Annotated in this window: 17 protein-coding genes; 6 read left to right on the forward strand and 11 right to left on the reverse strand. The window is 45.0% G+C overall.

The features are described 5' to 3' along the window. Nucleotides 1–103 precede the first annotated feature (103 nt). On the reverse strand, nucleotides 104–859 hold the full coding sequence (locus tag JMY03_RS11320) for an endonuclease/exonuclease/phosphatase family protein (protein WP_201603788.1): 756 nt from the start codon (nucleotides 857–859) through the stop codon (nucleotides 104–106). A gap of 180 nt (nucleotides 860–1,039) precedes the next feature. Continuing rightward, nucleotides 1,040–2,152 (reverse strand): AOC03_06830 family ribosome hibernation factor, encoded by a 1,113-nt coding sequence (locus JMY03_RS11325; protein ID WP_201603790.1) that lies wholly within the window; start codon nucleotides 2,150–2,152, stop codon nucleotides 1,040–1,042. Nucleotides 2,153–2,619: 467 nt separating this feature from the next. Between JMY03_RS11325 and JMY03_RS11330 the strand changes: the two genes are divergently transcribed. The 6 genes from JMY03_RS11330 to JMY03_RS11355 all read left to right on the forward strand — a co-directional run bounded on the left by JMY03_RS11330 (nucleotide 2,620) and on the right by JMY03_RS11355 (nucleotide 8,523). Beyond that, on the forward strand, nucleotides 2,620–4,815 hold the full coding sequence (locus JMY03_RS11330) for a M3 family metallopeptidase (protein WP_201603792.1): 2,196 nt from the start codon (nucleotides 2,620–2,622) through the stop codon (nucleotides 4,813–4,815). Then, on the forward strand, nucleotides 4,815–5,072 hold the full coding sequence (locus tag JMY03_RS11335) for a YheV family putative metal-binding protein (RefSeq protein ID WP_201557462.1): 258 nt from the start codon (nucleotides 4,815–4,817) through the stop codon (nucleotides 5,070–5,072). The genes JMY03_RS11330 and JMY03_RS11335 overlap by 1 nt, the downstream gene beginning before the upstream one ends. Before the next feature lie 131 nt (nucleotides 5,073–5,203). Next, nucleotides 5,204–5,800, forward strand: coding sequence for a hypothetical protein (locus JMY03_RS11340; protein WP_201603794.1), 597 nt, complete (start codon nucleotides 5,204–5,206; stop codon nucleotides 5,798–5,800). Nucleotides 5,801–5,855: 55 nt separating this feature from the next. Further along, nucleotides 5,856–6,431, forward strand: coding sequence for a hypothetical protein (locus JMY03_RS11345; RefSeq protein ID WP_201603796.1), 576 nt, complete (start codon nucleotides 5,856–5,858; stop codon nucleotides 6,429–6,431). 242 nt (nucleotides 6,432–6,673) lie between these two features. After that, on the forward strand, nucleotides 6,674–7,582 hold the full coding sequence (locus JMY03_RS11350) for a haloalkane dehalogenase (RefSeq protein WP_025646206.1): 909 nt from the start codon (nucleotides 6,674–6,676) through the stop codon (nucleotides 7,580–7,582). 224 nt (nucleotides 7,583–7,806) lie between these two features. After that, nucleotides 7,807–8,523 (forward strand): hypothetical protein, encoded by a 717-nt coding sequence (locus JMY03_RS11355; protein ID WP_025646208.1) that lies wholly within the window; start codon nucleotides 7,807–7,809, stop codon nucleotides 8,521–8,523. Nucleotides 8,524–8,713: 190 nt separating this feature from the next. Here JMY03_RS11355 and JMY03_RS11360 read toward each other — a convergent pair whose 3' ends face one another. From JMY03_RS11360 to infB, 9 genes are all read right to left on the reverse strand, one after another. Next, nucleotides 8,714–9,637, reverse strand: coding sequence for a glutaminase (locus JMY03_RS11360; RefSeq protein ID WP_265089644.1), 924 nt, complete (start codon nucleotides 9,635–9,637; stop codon nucleotides 8,714–8,716). Nucleotides 9,638–9,849: 212 nt separating this feature from the next. Further along, the gene (gene pnp / locus JMY03_RS11365) at nucleotides 9,850–11,958 is read right to left on the reverse strand and encodes a polyribonucleotide nucleotidyltransferase (protein ID WP_201604001.1); all 2,109 of its coding nucleotides are present in this window, start codon (nucleotides 11,956–11,958) and stop codon (nucleotides 9,850–9,852) included. Nucleotides 11,959–12,505: 547 nt separating this feature from the next. Further along, nucleotides 12,506–12,775, reverse strand: a complete 270-nt coding sequence (gene rpsO, locus JMY03_RS11370; RefSeq protein ID WP_025646214.1) for a 30S ribosomal protein S15 — start codon at nucleotides 12,773–12,775, stop codon at nucleotides 12,506–12,508. 416 nt (nucleotides 12,776–13,191) lie between these two features. Next, nucleotides 13,192–13,368: a hypothetical protein gene (locus tag JMY03_RS11375; RefSeq protein ID WP_201603798.1), complete on the reverse strand. Its 177-nt coding sequence runs from the start codon at nucleotides 13,366–13,368 to the stop codon at nucleotides 13,192–13,194. Nucleotides 13,369–13,442: 74 nt separating this feature from the next. Then, entirely contained in the window at nucleotides 13,443–13,604 is a 162-nt protein-coding gene (locus tag JMY03_RS11380; RefSeq protein ID WP_201603800.1) for a hypothetical protein, read from the reverse strand. A gap of 95 nt (nucleotides 13,605–13,699) precedes the next feature. Further along, a complete protein-coding gene (locus JMY03_RS11385) occupies nucleotides 13,700–14,227 on the reverse strand; it encodes a type 1 glutamine amidotransferase domain-containing protein (RefSeq protein ID WP_025646216.1) in 528 nt (175 codons plus the stop codon). A gap of 322 nt (nucleotides 14,228–14,549) precedes the next feature. After that, nucleotides 14,550–15,581, reverse strand: a complete 1,032-nt coding sequence (gene truB, locus JMY03_RS11390; RefSeq protein ID WP_227675618.1) for a tRNA pseudouridine(55) synthase TruB — start codon at nucleotides 15,579–15,581, stop codon at nucleotides 14,550–14,552. Next, on the reverse strand, nucleotides 15,571–15,981 hold the full coding sequence (locus tag JMY03_RS11395) for a ribosome-binding factor A (RefSeq protein ID WP_025645462.1): 411 nt from the start codon (nucleotides 15,979–15,981) through the stop codon (nucleotides 15,571–15,573). The genes truB and JMY03_RS11395 overlap by 11 nt, the downstream gene beginning before the upstream one ends. Nucleotides 15,982–16,219: 238 nt before the next feature. After that, complete coding sequence (infB, locus tag JMY03_RS11400) at nucleotides 16,220–18,940, reverse strand: translation initiation factor IF-2 (protein ID WP_025645460.1); 2,721 nt, start codon at nucleotides 18,938–18,940, stop codon at nucleotides 16,220–16,222. Nucleotides 18,941–19,092 lie beyond the last annotated feature (152 nt).

Consider the following 19,092-nt stretch of genomic DNA (forward strand, 5'->3'; position numbering starts at 1 on the left):
TTCCTTGTGTTTTCGATTTATTTTAGGTGCTCGTTATTCTTAAATGATTGTCATTTTTCGATCAGTAGTAGCCTATACTGTTTCGTATCGGCTATATATACGCTCAAACCAGTGTAAACTCAGCGCTAATCGGTAGATGATCAGACAAGGTAGACCAAGGCTTGCCAGTGTGCACCCACGCGTCTTTGACTTTTAGGTTACGCACATATATCCGGTCCAGACTGAGTACTGGCAGCTTAGCAGGAAAGGTTGGAGACAGCTTGCCATGACAGTGTCTAAACGCTTCTACCATGCCTAGATCAGAAGCTAGTCTATCGCAAGACATCCGCTTCCAATCATTGAAGTCGCCGGCCAAAATAAGCGGCTGATCATCATCGATCTCGTTACGCATATATTGACTAATCGCTTCGTACTGCTTAATTCTATCGCGCTCAAAGAGGTTCAAATGCGCGCACAAGATAACTACTGGCTTCTCCCACCCTAAAGGCTGTACTTCGCAATGTAGTACCCCGCGCTGCTCCAGTTTATTCACCGTAATATTGACATTGTGTTTAGGATCTAATGGAAAGCGGCTTAATACTGCATTACCGTGATGACCGTTTTCGTACTCTGAGTTTTTGCCATAGCTGTTTTGTAGTTGCAGATATTCACCAAACCACTCATGCTGCGACTGATCGGGATACTCATTGTATTGCATATTGCGTTTGAGATTTTGCCCTTGCACTTCTTGCAAGCACAGTACATCAGAACCGATGGACTCTAATGCTTGGGCAATACCTTGCATTTTGACCTGCCGATTCAGTGGCGACATGCCTTTATGAATGTTGTAACTGGTTAAAATAAAAGATTGTGTAGTCATAGAGTTGGCATTCTTGAGCTAAGAAAAGGGGTGGGTCTCATAAATTGATAGTGAAACCACTACCTAACCATAGGGTTAAGATAAAAGAGCATTGATCCGTAGCGAACCAATGCTCTGTTTAGATCTATTTACGCTTTATAGCCATGACTTATTCATTAATCATGACTTCATGGACGCTGACTAGTAGCGAGTAACCAGAGCGATCGGCTGATCTTCACCCATAATCTCTTCAGGTAAGAAGATAACATCACCGCCGTTATGCATAACGTGCTCAATGATAACGCCAATCGCATCATCAGTAACCCCTTCTCCAGATGCATCATCTACAGGGGTTAAAGACTGCGCTTTTTCGTCAATCTTAGCTGGCTGGATGTACCAACGACGCACATATAGGGTCTCGCCGGCGCCTTGAAAGGCACTGCGATAGACTTCTTGTAGGTCAGTCTGTAGCATACTGGCACCGCGTGCTTTGTCAATCTCGCCCATCGCCTCAGTATGTAAGGAGCTGCGATACTCTTCAACCGACTCTTGCACACTATCGATGATATGCTGAGCACTACCATCATCTAGATTGGTCACATTGGATACTGTAGCGATGATATTATCAGGACGGTCACAGACTTCTTTATAGTAACCGATATTTTTTGCGTCACCGACGATAACTAGAGGTAGCTTATGCTCACCCCATAGCTCTTGTACGCTTTTATCGACTTGGTTAAAGAACTCTTTTAGATGGCTGCTTTCGTTATTTGATGAACGATCCGAACCACCATCGCTAGTCATGTATAAGCCGTTATTATCAATAGGGAAAGGTATGTTTTCCATATTGTTTTGCTTATCATCCTCAGGCTGAAACTCTGCTACTACGCGATCATTAGAGGCTTCAATCAAGCGCGCCATATCACGAGTAATGACCACCGCATAAAAGTGTACTGCGCTTGCCATATCACGGACTAAATCACGTGTTGCAAAGCTATCGGAGATGACTACCCGCTCAGTCGTATCTATAGGCATACGCACCACTTGTACATCATCTGTACTTGCAAAGATAGCTAGAGTATCGAGGTTATAATTATGATTTAATTCATCTATCTTGGCGTGAATACCTTCTAAAATCGTTGTTGCGGTCTGCTTATCATATTCTTTATTTAGACGGTCTTCGGCAACTTTTAGTTGGTTCTTTAGGGCAATAGGATCTTTTTCGTTTGCAGGATGCTCACGGTGGGTTTTGACAAAAATACTTACCGCAGGGTTTGCTTTGGTTTCGCGTAAACTCTTAAGCGTCGCTTTCATAAATCATGCTCCTTATTTTATTATCGTTTGTTTTCTAGTAGTTTTGTTTTTTAGTGCTAGTCTTTCAGTGCTTTTCTATTGGTGATTGTCTTTTAGTGTTTATCTTTAAGTGATTGTTGTCTTAACAATTATGATGCTAGCAATTTCACTCTATAAGCTATATGGTTGCTTTGCAAGCAAATGATAAGGCTTTGTAAGCAAATTAAAATAAATCCTAGATTCATCATACCGCTGGCTATCGCTCAATCCCATCAAAAACGCAGCAATAAGCGTTCGTGCCAATAGCAGGACGTCATTAACATATCGACTTATTGGGCATGAGCTATAGCATCAGAGCCATGACATAGTATGCGAAAAACACTCGCTATAATTCGCCATAGCCATAAAAGCTTGCGGCTTGCATTCTCCACCAAACATACCCATCTTTTATCTTATACCTATTTTTAACCCTTACTTTGGATATTTTTATGACTGCTTTAGCGACCCATTTGCACCTTGTTGATTTTCCTGCAGCAACGCCTAATCATTTACAACAACAAGTCACGAAAGCTATCGATGAAGCCAATGACTTTTTGGATCAGCTCAGTGCCTCTCAAGACCAAGACTCTACCCCGATACGCGCGGAACAAGCGCTTGATGATATCATGCAGTTCGATCATATTAATTTAGCACTAGATCGTAGTTGGGGCGTGTTGTCGCATCTTAATAGCGTGATGAGTAATGATGATATTCGCCACGTGCACCACGAGTTGCTACCGATGTTATCGGCTTATGGTACTCGTGTTGGGCAGCACAAGCCGCTTTTTGAGCGCTACCAAGCGATCGTTGAGGATACAGAGCTCTACTCTCAGCTTGAGCCTGCGCGCACACGGGCGATTGCTTTGGCGCTACAAAGGTTTGAGCTATCAGGGGTAGCGCTGCCAAAAGCGCAGCAAGAGCAGTTTGCCGCTATTCAAAGCAAGCTATCGACTCTGTCCGCCACTTTCTCCGATCACATCTTGGATGCAACCCAAGCTTATGCTTTGCCTCTACAAAATGAGCAATTGGCAGGGGTAACGGAGAGCGGTCTTGGTCTGCTAGCCGATGCAGGCGAGCAGTATAAGGCTCATCAGCTGGCCTGTGATAAGCTAACGCAAGCTGAAATCGATGCACTGCCGACGCCTTATTATGTGGCGACGCTCAATATTCCTGTTTATTTAGCCGTGATGACACACGCCGATGATCGTCAGCTCCGCGAAACTTTATACAAAGCTTATGTCACACGCGCCTCAGAGTTTGATACTCATACCAACGCCAAAGGCGAGTCGTTAAACAACGCCGATATCATGAGTGACATCCTACAGCTACGCGAACAAAAAGCGGCGCTGCTTGGCTTTGATAACTATGCCGAGGTGTCACTATCGACGAAGATGGCGGATAACGTCGCTGAGGTCGAGACGTTTTTACGCAGCTTAGCAGCCAAGGCAACGCCCGTTGCCCAGCAAGATCTAGCGCAGTTACAAGAGTGTGCCAAAGAGTATGGTATTACCGACTTACAGCCTTGGGATAACGCTTATATCGCCGAAAAAGTGAAGCAAAATAAGTTCAATCTATCCCAAGAAGCCATACGTCCTTATTTCCCTTTACCCAAAGTCATTGAGGGATTATTTGCCATTGTTGAGCGACTTTATGGCATCACCGTTATTGAGCAAGACTCAGCGGATAATGACGCGAATACGTCCGCTTCGCTTTGGCACAATGACGTGCGCTTTTATCAGCTATTCGATAGCGATGACAGCTTGATTGGTGGGTTTTATTTCGATTTGTTTGCGCGCAGTGGTAAGCGCGGCGGCGCTTGGATGAGTGGCTTCCAAGCGCGCTATCGCTATGATAATGAGGGTTATGAGCAGTTGCCTGTGTGCTTTATGGTCGGTAACTTTACACCAGCCCTCGCCGGTAAACCCAGCTTACTCACTCACGATGAAGTATTGACCCTATTTCATGAGTTCGGTCATGGTCTGCACCATTTGCTAACACAAGTGAGCGTCGGCGATGTGGCCGGCGTCAATGGTGTGGAATGGGACGCCGTCGAGCTGCCGAGCCAATTTATGGAGAACTGGGCATGGGACTCTGAAGGGATTGCGCTTATTAGCAGTCACGTCGAGACGGGCGAGCCGCTACCGCAAGACAAACTTGACGCCCTGCTTGCCGCCAAAAACTTCCAAAGCGGTATGCAAACGCTGCGCCAAGTCGAGTTTGCTTTGTTTGATTTACTCATTCACGCGCAAACGCCCGCGCCCGATTACGAAGGAGTTTTAGCGACACTAAATGCGGTACGCGCCGATATCGCTATCATGGATACGCCTGATTATAACCGCTTTGCCAATGGCTTTAGCCATATCTTCGCAGGCGGCTATGCGGCGGGTTACTATTCTTATAAATGGGCTGAGCTATTATCTGCTGATGCGTTTAGTAAGTTTGAAGAAGAAGGTATTTTTAATCCCAGTACTGGCAAAGCGTTTCGCGATACCATACTGTCAGTAGGAGGCAGCTTGCCTGCTAAAACCAATTTCGAGAACTTCCGTGGTCGCAGCGCGAGTATTGACGCTTTACTGCGCCATAGCGGTTTTGACATGATAGATAGCAAAGCTGCCAATACACAGATATCAAATGAGGCCGGCTAATGCGTTATCAATCTGAGCGCCCTAAACGCCGATTTTTGGCAGGGGTGCGCTGTCCTAAATGTCAGGCGCTAGATGCTATTGTGCAAGTCAATATATTCGTTCCGGAAGCGGATGAATATATCGAATGCACCCAGTGCGATCATAGCGAGCGTCGCCCTGATTCTGATGAGGTCAGCGCAAAAAACCATCTTGAGGATCAGCTAGCACGCGATGCTATGCCGACTGGCACTCGTGGTACAGTCAAGTTCAAACCTTGAACGCAGCAATAAGTATTTTATAATTCTGTCTTTATTCTTAAAGCCTATCAATCGATAGGCTTTTTACTTTTAGTTTGCTATAGTTTTGTTATAGTATAGCCACCTGACTTCTAGTAGCCACTGGCAAGCGTATGACTTCCAAAAAACCACGTTCTACCTTTAGCAAAGGCAAAAAACACCAGTCTGCAAAACCACGTCATAAAAAATGGCTAGTGGCGGTATTACTTTTGCCTATTCTTATCATTGGCTATCTGTTTTGGTCGCAGCCTTCTTCTGATACCACAGTCGCACCTATGGTCGCGCCGCCAACCATAACCCAGCAAAGTGATGCGGCGCGCTCTGCCGACCCTAGTACAGACCCTAGCGCAGAAGATGCTATTATCGAGTCGGATACCAAGAGTGATAATGATGCTATTAATGGCTCTAGCAATGACAGTATTGTTGATGAAAATTTGAGCGCTAGTAAAGATAATGCCACTGAGAATAAATCGAATGTAGCCATACCGAGCTCGAAGGCTATTATCGATGCACCTATACCAGAGACTGATACGCTCGCCAAAGAAGAGATCGACCGTTTAGCGGATGAGCATCAGCGCCTAAAAGAGCAAGAGTACATCGATGCTGAGCAAATTGAGATGACTAAGAGCTTGACGCAAATGAAAGCGCAGCAGATCGAATTACTCGAACAACAAATCACTGAATTAGAAGCAGAGCAAGCGGCTCAATGATAATCTAGTTAGTAAGCGCTGACTTATCAAAGCTATCAACAATAGGACTATCGTCATGGCTACTATCGAGCAAACCCATACGCCTATTTTGAACAGTAACGCGCAAGTCCTTATCTTACCCGTCAATAGCGCCGGCATCCTGTTAGACCCAGTATTAACGCGCTGCAAGACGCTTTATCCTGATAACTATCAGCGCTACCATCGCGCGTGCCGTGATGGCAGCCTAATGGTTGGCAGCTGCTTACTACACAAGCGTCAACGTGAGCTTGCCGGTCTTAGCGCCGCGCATAATGGTAACCAGCCAAACTACATTGCCAATTTAGTCATCTCTGACCACCCTTATCATTCTGCTCGCACCCGCTGGCTCACTGCAGCCTTGATAGATCTGCAACAGCAGCTGATGCCACTAATTCGCTATCAAGGCGTCCGCAAAGCCGCTTTATTAGCGCGTCCCCTCCTCGCCTCTAGCTCTGCTAATAGGACTGAACCTAACCGTACTGGTCTGACGACAGAGACAACACAGATTCCTTTGGATTGGCATTCAGTGGTTCTACCCTTGATTAATCAGCACTTGCAAGCCCTCCCTAAATTGCGTATTGCAGTGCATACTCCTAAGAGCCTTTCGCTATAAAGGAGGCTACTTTACAAAGTGGCTGTTGTATAACTTTGACTCATCACCCGTGTTCAAAGCGTGTTTTGTAAAATACCCTGTACAGTAAAATCAAAATATGCTAAAAAATAGTGTTTACTACTTAATGACTAAAGCGACGAGCGAGACTGTCGTTAAGCGGCGACGAATGCCGCGACTTAAAGCATTTTGATATAAAGCGTCGCGATCTACAGTATTATAATTTTCTGACAAAAGGACTGTCTATGAAAACCCTCAGAACTCCCGACTCGCATTTTGATAATCTACCTGACTTCGATTTTGCGCCAAATTATTTGATGGTTGCTGATGGCGACGGCGGCGAGCTGCGCGTACATTATCTAGATGAAGGTAATAAAGACGCTGACCCTATATTACTACTGCATGGTGAGCCGTCATGGTGCTACCTGTATCGCAAAATGATACCGATTCTGACCGCAGCGGGACACCGTGTTATCGCGCCGGACTTGCCAGGATTTGGGCGCTCGGACAAGCCGGCCTCACGTACCGACTACACTTATCAGCGCCATGTTGACTGGATGCAATCGCTAGTGGAGCAGCTAGATTTGCAAAATATCACTCTGTTTTGTCAAGATTGGGGCGGTCTGATTGGGCTACGACTTGTCGCGGATAACTCTGAGCGCTTTGCGAGAGTCGCGGCTGGCAACACCATGCTTCCCACCGGCGATCATGACCCTGGTGAGAGCTTTCGTCAGTGGCAGCAGTTCTCACAGGACACGCCAGAGTTTCATGTTGGCGGTATCATCAACGGCGGTACAACTACTGAATTATCACAGGCAACCATAGATGCATACAACGCGCCCTTCCCTAATGAGACCTACAAAGAAGGCGCAAGGCAGTTCCCTATACTAGTGCCAACGACGCCTGATGATCCCGCCTCAGAGGCTAACCGCGCCGCTTGGGGCAAGCTTGGTCAATGGACTAAGCCTTTTATCACTCTATTTGCGGACTCCGACCCTGTGACTGCAGGCGGAGATAAAATTATGCAAAAGCTGATACCAGGTACCAAAGGTCAAAAGCATACTACAATTGCTAACGCCGGTCATTTTTTGCAAGAAGATCAAGGTGAGCATATAGCTGAGTTATTAGCACAGTTCATCGCTGACAACCCATAGTAGGATATACTCTCGATAAACCTGCCGCAGAGCGCTCTTTATTTATGTTGTCATATACGAGTAAAGAGTTACTGTATATGCAGCAACTCCTTATCGTGTTTACTTCTGTAGCCGTTAAATAGTAGTTTGATATCAACACCTTGTTTAAGCTCAGATCATCCCTTAACATCCTTTTTAAGAGTATGAGATAAATCTTAACTCACTTTTATAAAGGATAAACAACAATGTCAAACAACAATAATAGCTCTAATCAAACTCAAGCAAATCAAGATCAGACGCAGTCTTATGATAATGATACAGTTACAGGCGTAGAAGTCGTCAAAGACGATACTGTGGTCTATGAAGATGGCGACTTTGAAGAGTATAACGAAGCGCATGATTTTGAAGAAGATAGTCAAGACAGCTCGGCTAAAGACAGTTCAACTAAAGACAGCATCGAAGATCTAAAACAGTCAGTCGACCAAACATCGAATAATGACAAAGATGACCAGTCGCAAAAAGCGAGCAAAGATAAAGACACTGATAAAGAGCAAACGTCTAATAAAGCAGACAATGCTAAAAACAAAGCTAGCAGTGATAAAGAGAAGTCTAAACCTAGCGAAGATGATAAAGACTCGCAAGACAGTAAAGCTGGCAAGAAAGATAGTGCTGATAAAGAGGACAAATCTAGCTCAGCTATGGCAGGTATTTATCAGTGGGCCTCAAAGCTCAAAGATGATTTGACCTCTGATACTGGCGGCATGACTCAAGACGTCTCTGAAAAAGCGACGGCTATGATGCTCGGTAAACTTGTCGATGCTGCTGACCTTGAACTGGCTGCGTTTGATAAAAGCTTAGAAGTTGCAAAAAACCTCATCGCGACGGCAGAAGAGAGACGCGAAAAGATTGTCGCTCGTAAGGACAAGTATCAAGGTATGATCGATCAGCTAGACCAAGAATAATCCCTTTAATTGATCAGCTTCGAAGTTTAAAGTGCTACGAATCCAATGTCGGATGTTTACTTTTAAGCATTCGGCATTGGATTTTTCGTTAACGTTTTAAAAGAACTTTATTCTATATATCGCCACTAGTGGCTTTTTATATCCAAAATCTTTGACATATTATTGCTACCAACAAGCCCTTAGAGCTTAATTATTTTGAAAAAACAGACCAGCCTGTCTGCTCTCCGAGTAGCTCTAAAGCTTTGGTCCCAAGTTTCGAGTTGCCGACTGAATTTAGGCCCGGTGACCATACTGCGACTGCGCCTTTACCTGGTGCTATGGTAAGAATACCGCCGCCGACGCCGCTTTTACCCGGTAGACCCACCTGATAAGCAAACTCTCCAGAGCCATCATAGTGACCACACATCATCATCAACGAATTGATCCGCTTAGATTGCTGCGGGCTGATTACCTTTGCCCCTGTGGGTTGATTGACGCCGTTAGAAACCAAAAACAGACCGGCACGGGCCAACTGCTCACAGCTCATCGCAATCGAGCATTGATAAAAATAAGTGTTGAGAATGTTATCGACATTGTGCTGTAGATGACCGAAGGATTTCATAAAATGCGCAAGCGCCGCGTTGCGATCTTCGTGGTCAATCTCAGACGTCGCTACTTTGTAGTCAAAGCAGATCGTCTCATCGTCTGCGATAAAGTGCACAAACTGCAATATTTCATCTAATATTTCTGTGGGCTCGCGTCCGAGCGTTATCGCATCGACCACAGCAATGGCGCCTGCATTGATAAAAGGGTTGCGCGGCCTGCCCGATTCATATTCTAGTATAGTGATCGAGTTAAAAGGATCGCCGGAAGGTTCGCGGCCGACATGCCGCCAAAGCGCGCTGCCGAGTTTGCTCAGCGCAAGGGTTAATGTAAATACTTTGGAAATACTTTGTATAGAGAACAGCGTTTTGGCGTCGCCTGCCGAGTACATTTGCCCATCCGGGGTCGCAACAGCAATGCCGAATTGATTGGGGTCGACATGGGCGAGCTGCGGAATGTAATCTGCCACTTTTCCGCGCTCTGTCTCTAGCGCCATTTGGGCGGTAATGTCATCTAAGATTTGTTGCATCATAAGGAGTAACCGTGTTTTATAAGTTTTCTTAAATAGCGGTGATTTTAACTTAATTTAGCAGGATGTTGCGTGCAGCTTACGACACTCAACATTGTAAAGTACAAATTACTTTCATCATATTATTCAGAAGCAAAACCCATACAAAAACCGCCCTAACTATGAAGCTAGAGCGGTTTTTGTATTTGTACTCAATTAGATTGAGCTAAAACTATTTATTCAGCAGCGGTATCTTGCTCAACGCCTTTCATAGTCAGCTTGATGCGACCACGGTTATCGACGTCTTGTACTAAGACTTTAACGGTTTGACCCTCAGATAGATAGTCAGAAACATTCTCGACACGCTCTTCAGCGATTTGTGAGATGTGTACCAGACCATCGGTGTTTGGTAAGACGTTCACGAATGCGCCAAAGTCTACGATACGCGCGACAGTACCTTCATAAGTTTTACCGACTTCAACCTCAGCAGTAAGCGCTTCGATTTTACCGATAGCGGCTTTGGTTGCGGCTTTGTTTTCGCCAAAGATACGGATGGTACCAGCATCATCGATATCGATGACAGCACCTGTCTCTTCAGTTAGCTGACGGATCATCGCGCCGCCTTTACCGATGACGTCACGAATCTTATCAGGGTTGATCTCAATCACTGCATAGTTCGGTGCATGCGCATTGATTTCAGTACGGCTCTCAGGCAGTACTTTATTCATTGCATCTAAGATATGGATACGACCCGCATGAGCTTGCTTAAGCGCTTGCTCCATGATGTCCGGCGTAATGCCTTCGATTTTAATATCCATTTGTAGGGCGGTGATACCGTCTTTAGAACCAGCAACCTTAAAATCCATGTCTCCAAGATGATCTTCGTCACCTAAGATGTCAGATAAGACAGCAAAGCGCTCGCCTTCTTTCACTAGACCCATAGCGATACCAGCGACTGGTGCTTTAAGTGGCACGCCTGCGTCCATCAAGGCAAGGCTAGCACCACAAACAGAAGCCATAGAAGAAGAACCGTTTGATTCTGTGATCTCTGATACCACGCGGATGACATACGGGAAGCGTTCGCTGTCTGGTAGCATCGCTTGCACACCGCGGCGCGCTAGGCGACCATGACCAATCTCGCGACGCTTTGGAATGCCTTCGCGGCCGGTCTCGCCCACTGAGAAATGCGGGAAGTTATAATGCAACATGAAATGGTCACGAATCGTACCCGCTAATGAGTCAATCATATTGACATCACGGCTGTTACCCAAAGTGGTGGTCACTAGCGCCTGAGTCTCACCGCGAGTAAATAGTGCTGAACCATGCGTATAAGGAAGCACGCCAACTTGTACGTCTAGCGCACGCACAGTATCCAAATCACGGCCGTCGATACGCGGCTTACCTGACAAGATGTTGTCACGTACCGTACGATACTTAAGGTCATTATAGATGTCTTTTAGCTCAGCGACTTTGCTACTGTAGTCCTCAGACTCGCTATCACCTGCTAGCGCTTCGATAGCGGCGTCTTTAATTTCATCAAGTTTCGTGTAGCGATCTTGCTTGTTTTTAATGCTATAAGCATCAGCCACTTGCGCGCCGAACTGCTCTTTCATAGCAGATTCTAGCTGCTCATCGGTCTTTGGTGCTTCATACTGCTGCTTAGCCGTACCGACTTCCTCAGCTAGCGAGATGATATTATCAATGACAATTTGCTGCTGCTCATGACCGTAGAGTACCGCACCAAGCATTTGATCTTCTGAGAGCTCAGCGGCTTCAGATTCAACCATCAGTACAGCAGACTTAGTACCAGCAACCACTAGATCAAGATCACTCTCTTCGAGCTGCTCAATTGTTGGGTTTAGGACGTATTCGCCATTCATAAAGCCAACACGCGCCGCTGCTACAGGGCCATTGAATGGCGCATCAGAGATAGCCAGTGCCGCTGAAGCACCAATGAGGGCTGCGATATCAGCAGACTGAGTCTTATCTGACGAGACAACCGTCGCTGTGATTTGGACTTCGTTGACATAACCTTCAGGGAATAACGGACGAATCGGACGGTCGATAAGACGTGAGGTTAAGGTTTCGTTTTCACTAGCACGGCCTTCGCGTTTGCCATAAGCGCCTGGGATTTTACCCGCAGCATACATTTTTTCTTGATAGTTAACGGTCAACGGGAAGAAGTTTTGACCTTCTTTAGCTTCAGACTTGACGACCGCTGCTACTAAAACCGTAACACCGCCCATATGTACCATAATAGAGTTTGCTTGACGGGCAACACGGCCAGTCTCGATAACGACTTGCTGGTCGCCATATTGAAACTCACGGGTAATGGTATTAAACATTGACTGGTTTGACATATAAATTTTTTCCTAATGTTGAATGACGAAAATGATAGTCGCCTGTATAAACAGCGCGCTTATCGCTCGTTAAAACTTTTAATAAATGCTTTGGCGCCTGACGACTATCGATAAGCTAAACAAACCAAGCTCCACCGCGCCTATAGTAACTTATGTGCTTATATTAACTAATGTGCAAGTACTGGCACTGAATAAAAATCCATATATTATATTTTACTTCTTTATAAACTTGATAACGCTACTAGTATCAATAATCTTGATAGCACTTTTATACCATCGCCTATTTTACAGAGATTTGTGGCCATTGACCAATTAATTGCAACCCTAAGCACTCTTTATGTTAGCGACTGGTTATTGTCATAACAGGCTTTACGACCCCTGCTATTTTACAGTCTGGTTTATCACTTCAAATAATGATAATGGGTCAACTATCCATACGGCATAAAAAAACGGTGTGAAACTATTCCACACCGTCTTATACTGCTCAAGTCTTGCTGTATTAATCTCATCTACCTTATCGGTAGAGGTTAAATTAACGACGCAGACCTAACTGGTTGATCAAAGTAGAATAACGACCAAGATCTTTACCTTTTAGGTAATCAAGTAGTTTACGGCGAGTGTTAACCATACGGATAAGACCACGGCGGCTATGATGATCGCCTTTGTGCTCTTTAAAATGGTTCTGTAGATCGTTGATACGAGCACTCAATAGAGCAACTTGTACTTCTGGTGAGCCAGTATCGTTTTCGCCGCGTTGGTATTGGGCGATGATTTGTTCGCGATCGGTATTCGTTAGCATAATAATCTCCAGCAATGCTAAGAGTTAAATAACTTATTCAATCAATTTGAACGGTTATCAAACTATAAAGTAAATAAAATAGCCAGCTTCTCATTCAGGGCAACCCTGCATAACTAGAGTTACCCTATTGACAAGCAAGCTTAGGTGGTTAGCTTCAATTTAAGATATAAGCAATACCAAGTCGGTGAAACCATGACGTTGATAAAATTATCGTAATGGTAAGTCTGTAGTCTAAAGACCACAAGCCTTCCCTATTAAAACTTGGCGCTAGTATAACAAAAAACGGCTCAACTAGCAGCAATTATTCGCAGTAGTTTGAACCGTTTACAATTTAAGCCGTGTCCACTCTAAGCTATTTGTAGTTTAAATTATATAAACTAGAGTAGACATGGCAAAAGTATCGATAGTTATCAGTTAGCTTACTTTTTATTCAGATCGTCTTCTTTAGCAGTTCCGCCTAAAGCATCATCATCTAAAGGGGCAGTTGTTGCCTCGGCTAAGCTATCAGGACTTTTATCTTCTTTCGGGTTGATGTCGTCAGCTAGCTTTTCGATCCGCTGCTCTTCTGTGTCCATGTTTTTCTCTGACTTATCCATATTATTTTCCTCTCTGATTGCGTTGACCTGTTGTTGTCTTGGCATTCAATGAATACATACTGAAAATTAAGCTATTACTTATCTTCCTTAGCTTCTTTTACATTATCAGCAATACGATCTGCTGCAGCTTCACTATCTGTCGTGTGGTTGTCTTCTGTCTGGCTCTTAAGAGACGCTTCTGCTGACTCTGAACGCTGCTGTTCAAGCTTAGTATCGTTTGGGTTAGGCTGTGTCATAATAATATCCTTTGTAAGTTAAGTTATCATTGTTAAATGATTGGTTATCAAAATTATCTAATCTTTAGAATGTATTAATATCTGTAAAAAACGGCTCATTTAGACAGTGCTTTATCGATAGCTTCAACGAAATTATCAATATCATCTGGGTTGCGTGAAGTGATTAAGTTACCATCGACCTGCACGGTTTCATCAACGAAAGTTGCTCCGGCATTCTCTAAATCTGTCTGTAATGAATGATAGGCCGTTAAGGTTCTACCTTTAGCAATACCAGTATTAATAAGTGTCCAAGGCGCATGACAGATAACAGCTAAAGTCTTATCGCTGTCATTAATAGCTTTTATGATGCTATGGGCTTGCTCGTTACCACGAATGGTATCAGCGTTAACGGTACCACCCGGCAATACTAAAGCATCGTACTCATCGGTATTCGCCTCTTTGGCAAAGATATCAGCAGTGAACGTATCACCCTTATTGACATCCTGATTCATCGCCTGAACTTCTTTGTCATCGTTGGTTGTTATGAGCAGTGTCTTATAACCTTTGTCTTTAAGCTTATTATTGACCTCTTCGTACTCAGCTTGTTCAAAGTTATTATGTAATAAAAATGCAATAGTCTTCATGGACCACCTCTTTTATTCGTGACGTTAATTTAGCTTGCTGGTATTATCATTATGATTGCTTAGATTCACTTTAATAGTGTGCTATTAAGTGCTATTGTTATTTTATGTCTCAAACTTTCCTTCACTGGAATTATAGTTATTATTTAATTTTTCATCCTTACTTCTTCTTGTTTTAATTTTTCTTGTTTTTCTATTTTTATGCCAAGCTTTCCTGAGCTGACTTAACTACTGTATAAAAAAAGCAGGTTTCGTTATACACAAAACCTGCAATGAAATGTATGAGTATGTGATTAATGTAATTCACTAGTAACTGATATTATCGTTATAGATGAATCATTTTCTTAGGTTGTAGGCGTCCATTGAGACTGATAGCGCCTAAGCCAATAAAATGGCCTTGCGCATCTAGCAGTCTGATATCGACAGGAAGCTCATACTCAGGGGTTTGTTCATTATTACGGTCAGCAGGCTCGTCTTCTAATTTTGCCTGAGTCTTATGAAATAAGCTTTGTAGCATATAATCTCTTAAAGGCTTGTCAATTTGCTCAATGACATTTAGGCGTTGACCTAAACGTAGACGTTGACATTGCTTATCATCTAATGACATTGCAGCGGCAATATCGATGCACGCATCTACTGGCAACAGCTGCTCAAAGCGGCTATCTAAAGACAAGGCTTCTAGGCTTGGAATATCAATAGCCTGCTCACTATCAAACTTACCGACCTGCATACGGCGTAGTGCCGTCAGGTGTCCTAAGGTGCCTAGTGCTTTGGCGATATCTTCTGCTAGCACCCGAATATAAGTACCTTTGCTACAAGTCACGACCAGGTCGATCTTATCTGCATCAATTTGAGTCAAAGTTAGCGCAGTTATGACGATATCGCGTGCAGGACGGTCAATCTCTATACCAGCACGGGCGTACTCGTACAACTTTTTGCCGTCTTTTTTGAGCGCTGAATACATCGGCGGTATTTGCTGCTGCGCGCCTATAAACTGCTGAGCCATATTTTGTAGCGTATCTGCATCTAGCTCTGGAATCTGTGCTCGCGCGATAACCTGACCATCAGCATCGCCAGTGTCCGTTTGACTACCAAGTAGTATCGTTGCCTGATAAGACTTATCGGCATCGAGCTGATAATGACTAAATTTTGTTGCCTCTCCAAGACAAATGGGGAGAAGACCGGTTGCCATCGGATCAAGGGTGCCGGTATGACCCGCCTTTTTACTATTGTGTGCAGGCGACTGAAATAAGTACTTCACTTTTGACACCACTTGCTGTGAGGTCATGCCTTGCGGCTTATCGATTAAGATAACGCCAGATACTTTTTGTCTTGGTACTGCGCTTTTATTGGTCATTTTCTTGGCTTTCAACTTCGTCTTCATTTTGCTCAGTTTTGCTTACTGCTTGATTGATCAAATCCATCATGTAGTTACCACGAGCAGTCACTTCATCGTAATGGAAACGCAGACGCGGCGTGGTACGCGTTTTGAGAGTATGACTCAGCTCAGTGCGCAAAAACCCAGCGGCTTTATTGAGCACTTTGACACTCTCTTCATGATTGGTCTTAGTCATCGTATCGTTGAGCTCAGGCTCCATGATAGTGACATAGACATCCGCGTAGCCAAGATCAGAGCTGACTTTGACGCTAGAGATGGTGACAAAGCCAGTCAAGCGAGGGTCGTTGACTTCATCACGGATAAGCACCGCAAGCTCGCGCTGAATTTGATCTGATAGACGCTGTAAACGTTGATTCATAGTATTGTCCTAGTTTTAGCTTTTGTGATTTATTCTATTATACTTTCTACCAACTACTGCTGTTTGGCGTATTTAAATAACTGTCTTTATAACGCTATGACTAATTGCGGTAAAAAAGGCCTAGCAGGATGAACCTGGTAGGCCTAGTAACTGCTTATTAGAGCTTAATTATTAGAGCTTAAGTTTAAACGTTAGCGATGATGCAGACGCTTAAGCCAGTTATAGTTAATAGTTAAGCTTAGATCGTGCGTTCGAACTCTTGAATCTCAAAAACTTCGATCTTATCGCCCGCTTCAACATCGTAGCCACGAACCGCTAGACCACATTCCATCCCAGTACGCACTTCATTGACGTCCTCTTTGTAGCGACGCAGTGACTGCAGCTGACCGGTGAAGATAACTTGATCATCACGTAGGACGCGAATTGGCTTATTACGATAGATCGTCCCTTCAACTACCATACAACCTGCCGCCGCACCGAACTTACTAGAGCGGAACACTTCGCGCACTTCAGCAACACCTAAGATCTTCTCGCGATGCTCAGGAGCTAATAGGCCACTCATAGCGGCTTTGACATCGTCGATTAGGCCATAGATAACGCTATAATAACGAATATCCATGTTAGCGGTATCCGCTTTACGGCGCGCCGTACTATCAGCACGAACGTTGAAGCCTAGTAATACCGCTTCGCTAGATTCAGCCAGCGTGACATCCGACTCTGAGATAGGGCCAACGCCTGAGCTAATGACTCGGACTTTGACTTCATCAGTCGATAGCTCATTTAGGGCTGCTAATAAAGCTTCAAGCGAGCCACGAACATCGGTCTTAAGGACGATATTTAAGAAAGATACATCGCCTTGTTGCATCTGCTCAAACATACTCTCAAGGCGCATTTTGTTCTGGCGCTCAAGCTGCTGCTCACGCTCACGGTTGCTTCTAAAATCAGCGACTTCGCGAGCCTTTTTCTCATCAGAAACGACTAAGAATTCACTACCCGCCGCTGGCGTATCTGGTAAGCCTAAGATCTCAACTGGTATAGAAGGACCGGCTGATTTGATACGTTGGCCGTTTTCATCAGTGATAGCACGGACTTTACCGTAGTACTCTCCGGCTAGCACTAGATCGCCTTGCTTGAGCGTACCTTTCTTGACTAGGACACTGACTACTGGGCCACGGCCTTTTTCTAGCTTCGACTCAATAACTACACCTTGAGCGGCACCGTCAGTTGGCGCTTCTAATTCCATAAGCTCGGCTTGTAAGCTAATAAACTCTAGTAGCTCGTCGATACCTTCACCTGTTTTGGCCGAGATACGCGCCATAGGTGTATCACCACCCCACTCTTCTGAAACCACTTCTTTGGTTGTCAGCTCGTTTAGCACGCGATCTGGATCAGCGCTTGGCTTATCCATTTTGTTGATAGCAACAATCAAAGGCGTACCTGCAGCGCGAGCATGATCAATCGCTTCTGCCGTTTGCGGCATCATACCGTCATCAGCGGCCACGACCAAGACAACGATATCAGTCGCTTGCGCGCCACGTGAGCGCATCGCGCTAAACGCAGCATGGCCTGGTGTATCTAAGAAGGTAATCACACCGCGATCAGTCTCTACGTGGTAGGCACCGATATGCTGAGTAATGCCGCCTGCTTCGCCGGTAGCGACTTTGGTTTCGCGGATCTTATCGAGTAGCGAGGTCTTACCATGGTCAACATGACCCATAATAGTGACGACCGGTGGACGCGTCTGCACGTTACTACTGCGCTCATCGACAGCTTCGTGTAGGTCGTCTTCAACTTTGGTATCGCTAACCGGAACGGGGTTATGACCCATCTCTTCAACGATAAGACTGGCGGTCGCCTGATCGATAGTATCAGATTCGCTTGCCATCTCACCCATTTTCATCAGCAATTTGGTCACTTCACGGGCTTTGACAGCCATGCGCTGAGCAAGGTCCGATACCGTGATTTGCTCGGCGATTTCGACGTCATAGACAATCTTTTCGACCGGTTTTTCAAACTTATGCTGACCTGATTGTGAAGAGCTTAAACCGTTTTTGCGGTTTTTGATTTCACGCTCTTCTTGGTTTTTGCGGCGACGACCGCGAGCACCGGTACTGTTAGCACCGCGTTTGATTTCGCGGCGCTCTTTTTCGAATGACTCCTCTAGTGCGTCACCCACTAAGCCTTTAGCCAATGGCTCGTCCTTACGAACTTCTGCTACTGGCTCACGGTCGGTATATTTACCGGCCATTTTACGCATCTGCTCAAGCGTACGCTTTTGCGCCTCTTCTGCTTGGGCTTGACGAGTTTCGGCTTCGATTTTGCGTAAGCGAGCTTCTTCTTTTTCGCGAGCTTCGCGAGCTTTACGCTCTGCTGCCGTTTCAACTTTTGGCTTAGTAGCCGCGACTTTTTTCTTCTCTTTTGCTTTGATCTCGCTTGCCGCTTTGCCGCCTTTTTTGACCACAACAGAGGCGGCGACATCATCGCTCTTATCTTCTGAATTTTTGCTAGAGCCTAAGCTTGCACGCATCGCAGCTAGAGTCGCTGCTTGACGCTCTTCGGCTTTTTTCTTAGCCGCGTTACGCTCTTCGGCTTCTTTTTCAGCGCGCTGTTTTGCTTCAGCCATCGCTTGCTCGCGCGCCGCTAATTCTTCAGCCATTTTTTCTGGATTAGGCTTGTCGAATACTTTCTTTCTACGAACCTCTACATTGACGCTCTTAGATTTACCTGAGGAGCCAGTCACGCGAGCGGTACTTGTCGTCTTAGATTTGAGACTAATGCGACGCTTTTCTTGTTGGCCATGACTTTGTTTTAAATGTGCCACCAACTTCTCTTGCTCAAGTTCGGTGACTGAGTCATCCTCCCCGCGAGCAGGTAGCCCAGCATCCTGCAACTGCTGCTGTACAGCACTAGCGGTTTTGCCTACCATGTCTGCCAGTTCTTTGACGGTCTTATCTGCCATTGATTATCACCTACTGTCTATTATTTGCTATATATTCAATTCAGTTGTTGGCTACAAATGATTGTGCTTAGACTGGTTTTGATTTTTATGTCGCAAGCCAGCCTTTAGTTATCGATAGCATACCACCAAAAGACAGCGGTATGCTTCTAATA

Origin of the sequence: Psychrobacter submarinus, from assembly GCF_904846685.1 — a bacterium.
GTDB lineage: Bacteria > Pseudomonadota > Gammaproteobacteria > Pseudomonadales > Moraxellaceae > Psychrobacter > Psychrobacter submarinus.

Excerpts from the sequence above, each read along its gene's own strand:
- JMY03_RS11360 (WP_265089644.1), bottom strand. The coding sequence starts at position 9,637 with ATGATGCAACAAATCTTAGATGACATTACCGCCCAAATGGCGCTAGAG.
- JMY03_RS11395 (WP_025645462.1), bottom strand. The coding sequence starts at position 15,981 with ATGAATCAACGTTTACAGCGTCTATCAGATCAAATTCAGCGCGAGCTT.
- JMY03_RS11330 (WP_201603792.1), top strand. The coding sequence starts at position 2,620 with ATGACTGCTTTAGCGACCCATTTGCACCTTGTTGATTTTCCTGCAGCA.
- JMY03_RS11340 (WP_201603794.1), top strand. The coding sequence starts at position 5,204 with ATGACTTCCAAAAAACCACGTTCTACCTTTAGCAAAGGCAAAAAACAC.
- JMY03_RS11345 (WP_201603796.1), top strand. The coding sequence starts at position 5,856 with ATGGCTACTATCGAGCAAACCCATACGCCTATTTTGAACAGTAACGCG.
- JMY03_RS11385 (WP_025646216.1), bottom strand. The coding sequence starts at position 14,227 with ATGAAGACTATTGCATTTTTATTACATAATAACTTTGAACAAGCTGAG.
- pnp (WP_201604001.1), bottom strand. The coding sequence starts at position 11,958 with ATGTTTAATACCATTACCCGTGAGTTTCAATATGGCGACCAGCAAGTC.
- JMY03_RS11380 (WP_201603800.1), bottom strand. The coding sequence starts at position 13,604 with ATGACACAGCCTAACCCAAACGATACTAAGCTTGAACAGCAGCGTTCA.
- JMY03_RS11335 (WP_201557462.1), top strand. The coding sequence starts at position 4,815 with ATGCGTTATCAATCTGAGCGCCCTAAACGCCGATTTTTGGCAGGGGTG.
- truB (WP_227675618.1), bottom strand. The coding sequence starts at position 15,581 with ATGACCAATAAAAGCGCAGTACCAAGACAAAAAGTATCTGGCGTTATC.
- JMY03_RS11320 (WP_201603788.1), bottom strand. The coding sequence starts at position 859 with ATGACTACACAATCTTTTATTTTAACCAGTTACAACATTCATAAAGGC.
- JMY03_RS11350 (WP_025646206.1), top strand. The coding sequence starts at position 6,674 with ATGAAAACCCTCAGAACTCCCGACTCGCATTTTGATAATCTACCTGAC.
- JMY03_RS11325 (WP_201603790.1), bottom strand. The coding sequence starts at position 2,152 with ATGAAAGCGACGCTTAAGAGTTTACGCGAAACCAAAGCAAACCCTGCG.
- infB (WP_025645460.1), bottom strand. The coding sequence starts at position 18,940 with ATGGCAGATAAGACCGTCAAAGAACTGGCAGACATGGTAGGCAAAACC.
- JMY03_RS11375 (WP_201603798.1), bottom strand. The coding sequence starts at position 13,368 with ATGGATAAGTCAGAGAAAAACATGGACACAGAAGAGCAGCGGATCGAA.
- JMY03_RS11355 (WP_025646208.1), top strand. The coding sequence starts at position 7,807 with ATGTCAAACAACAATAATAGCTCTAATCAAACTCAAGCAAATCAAGAT.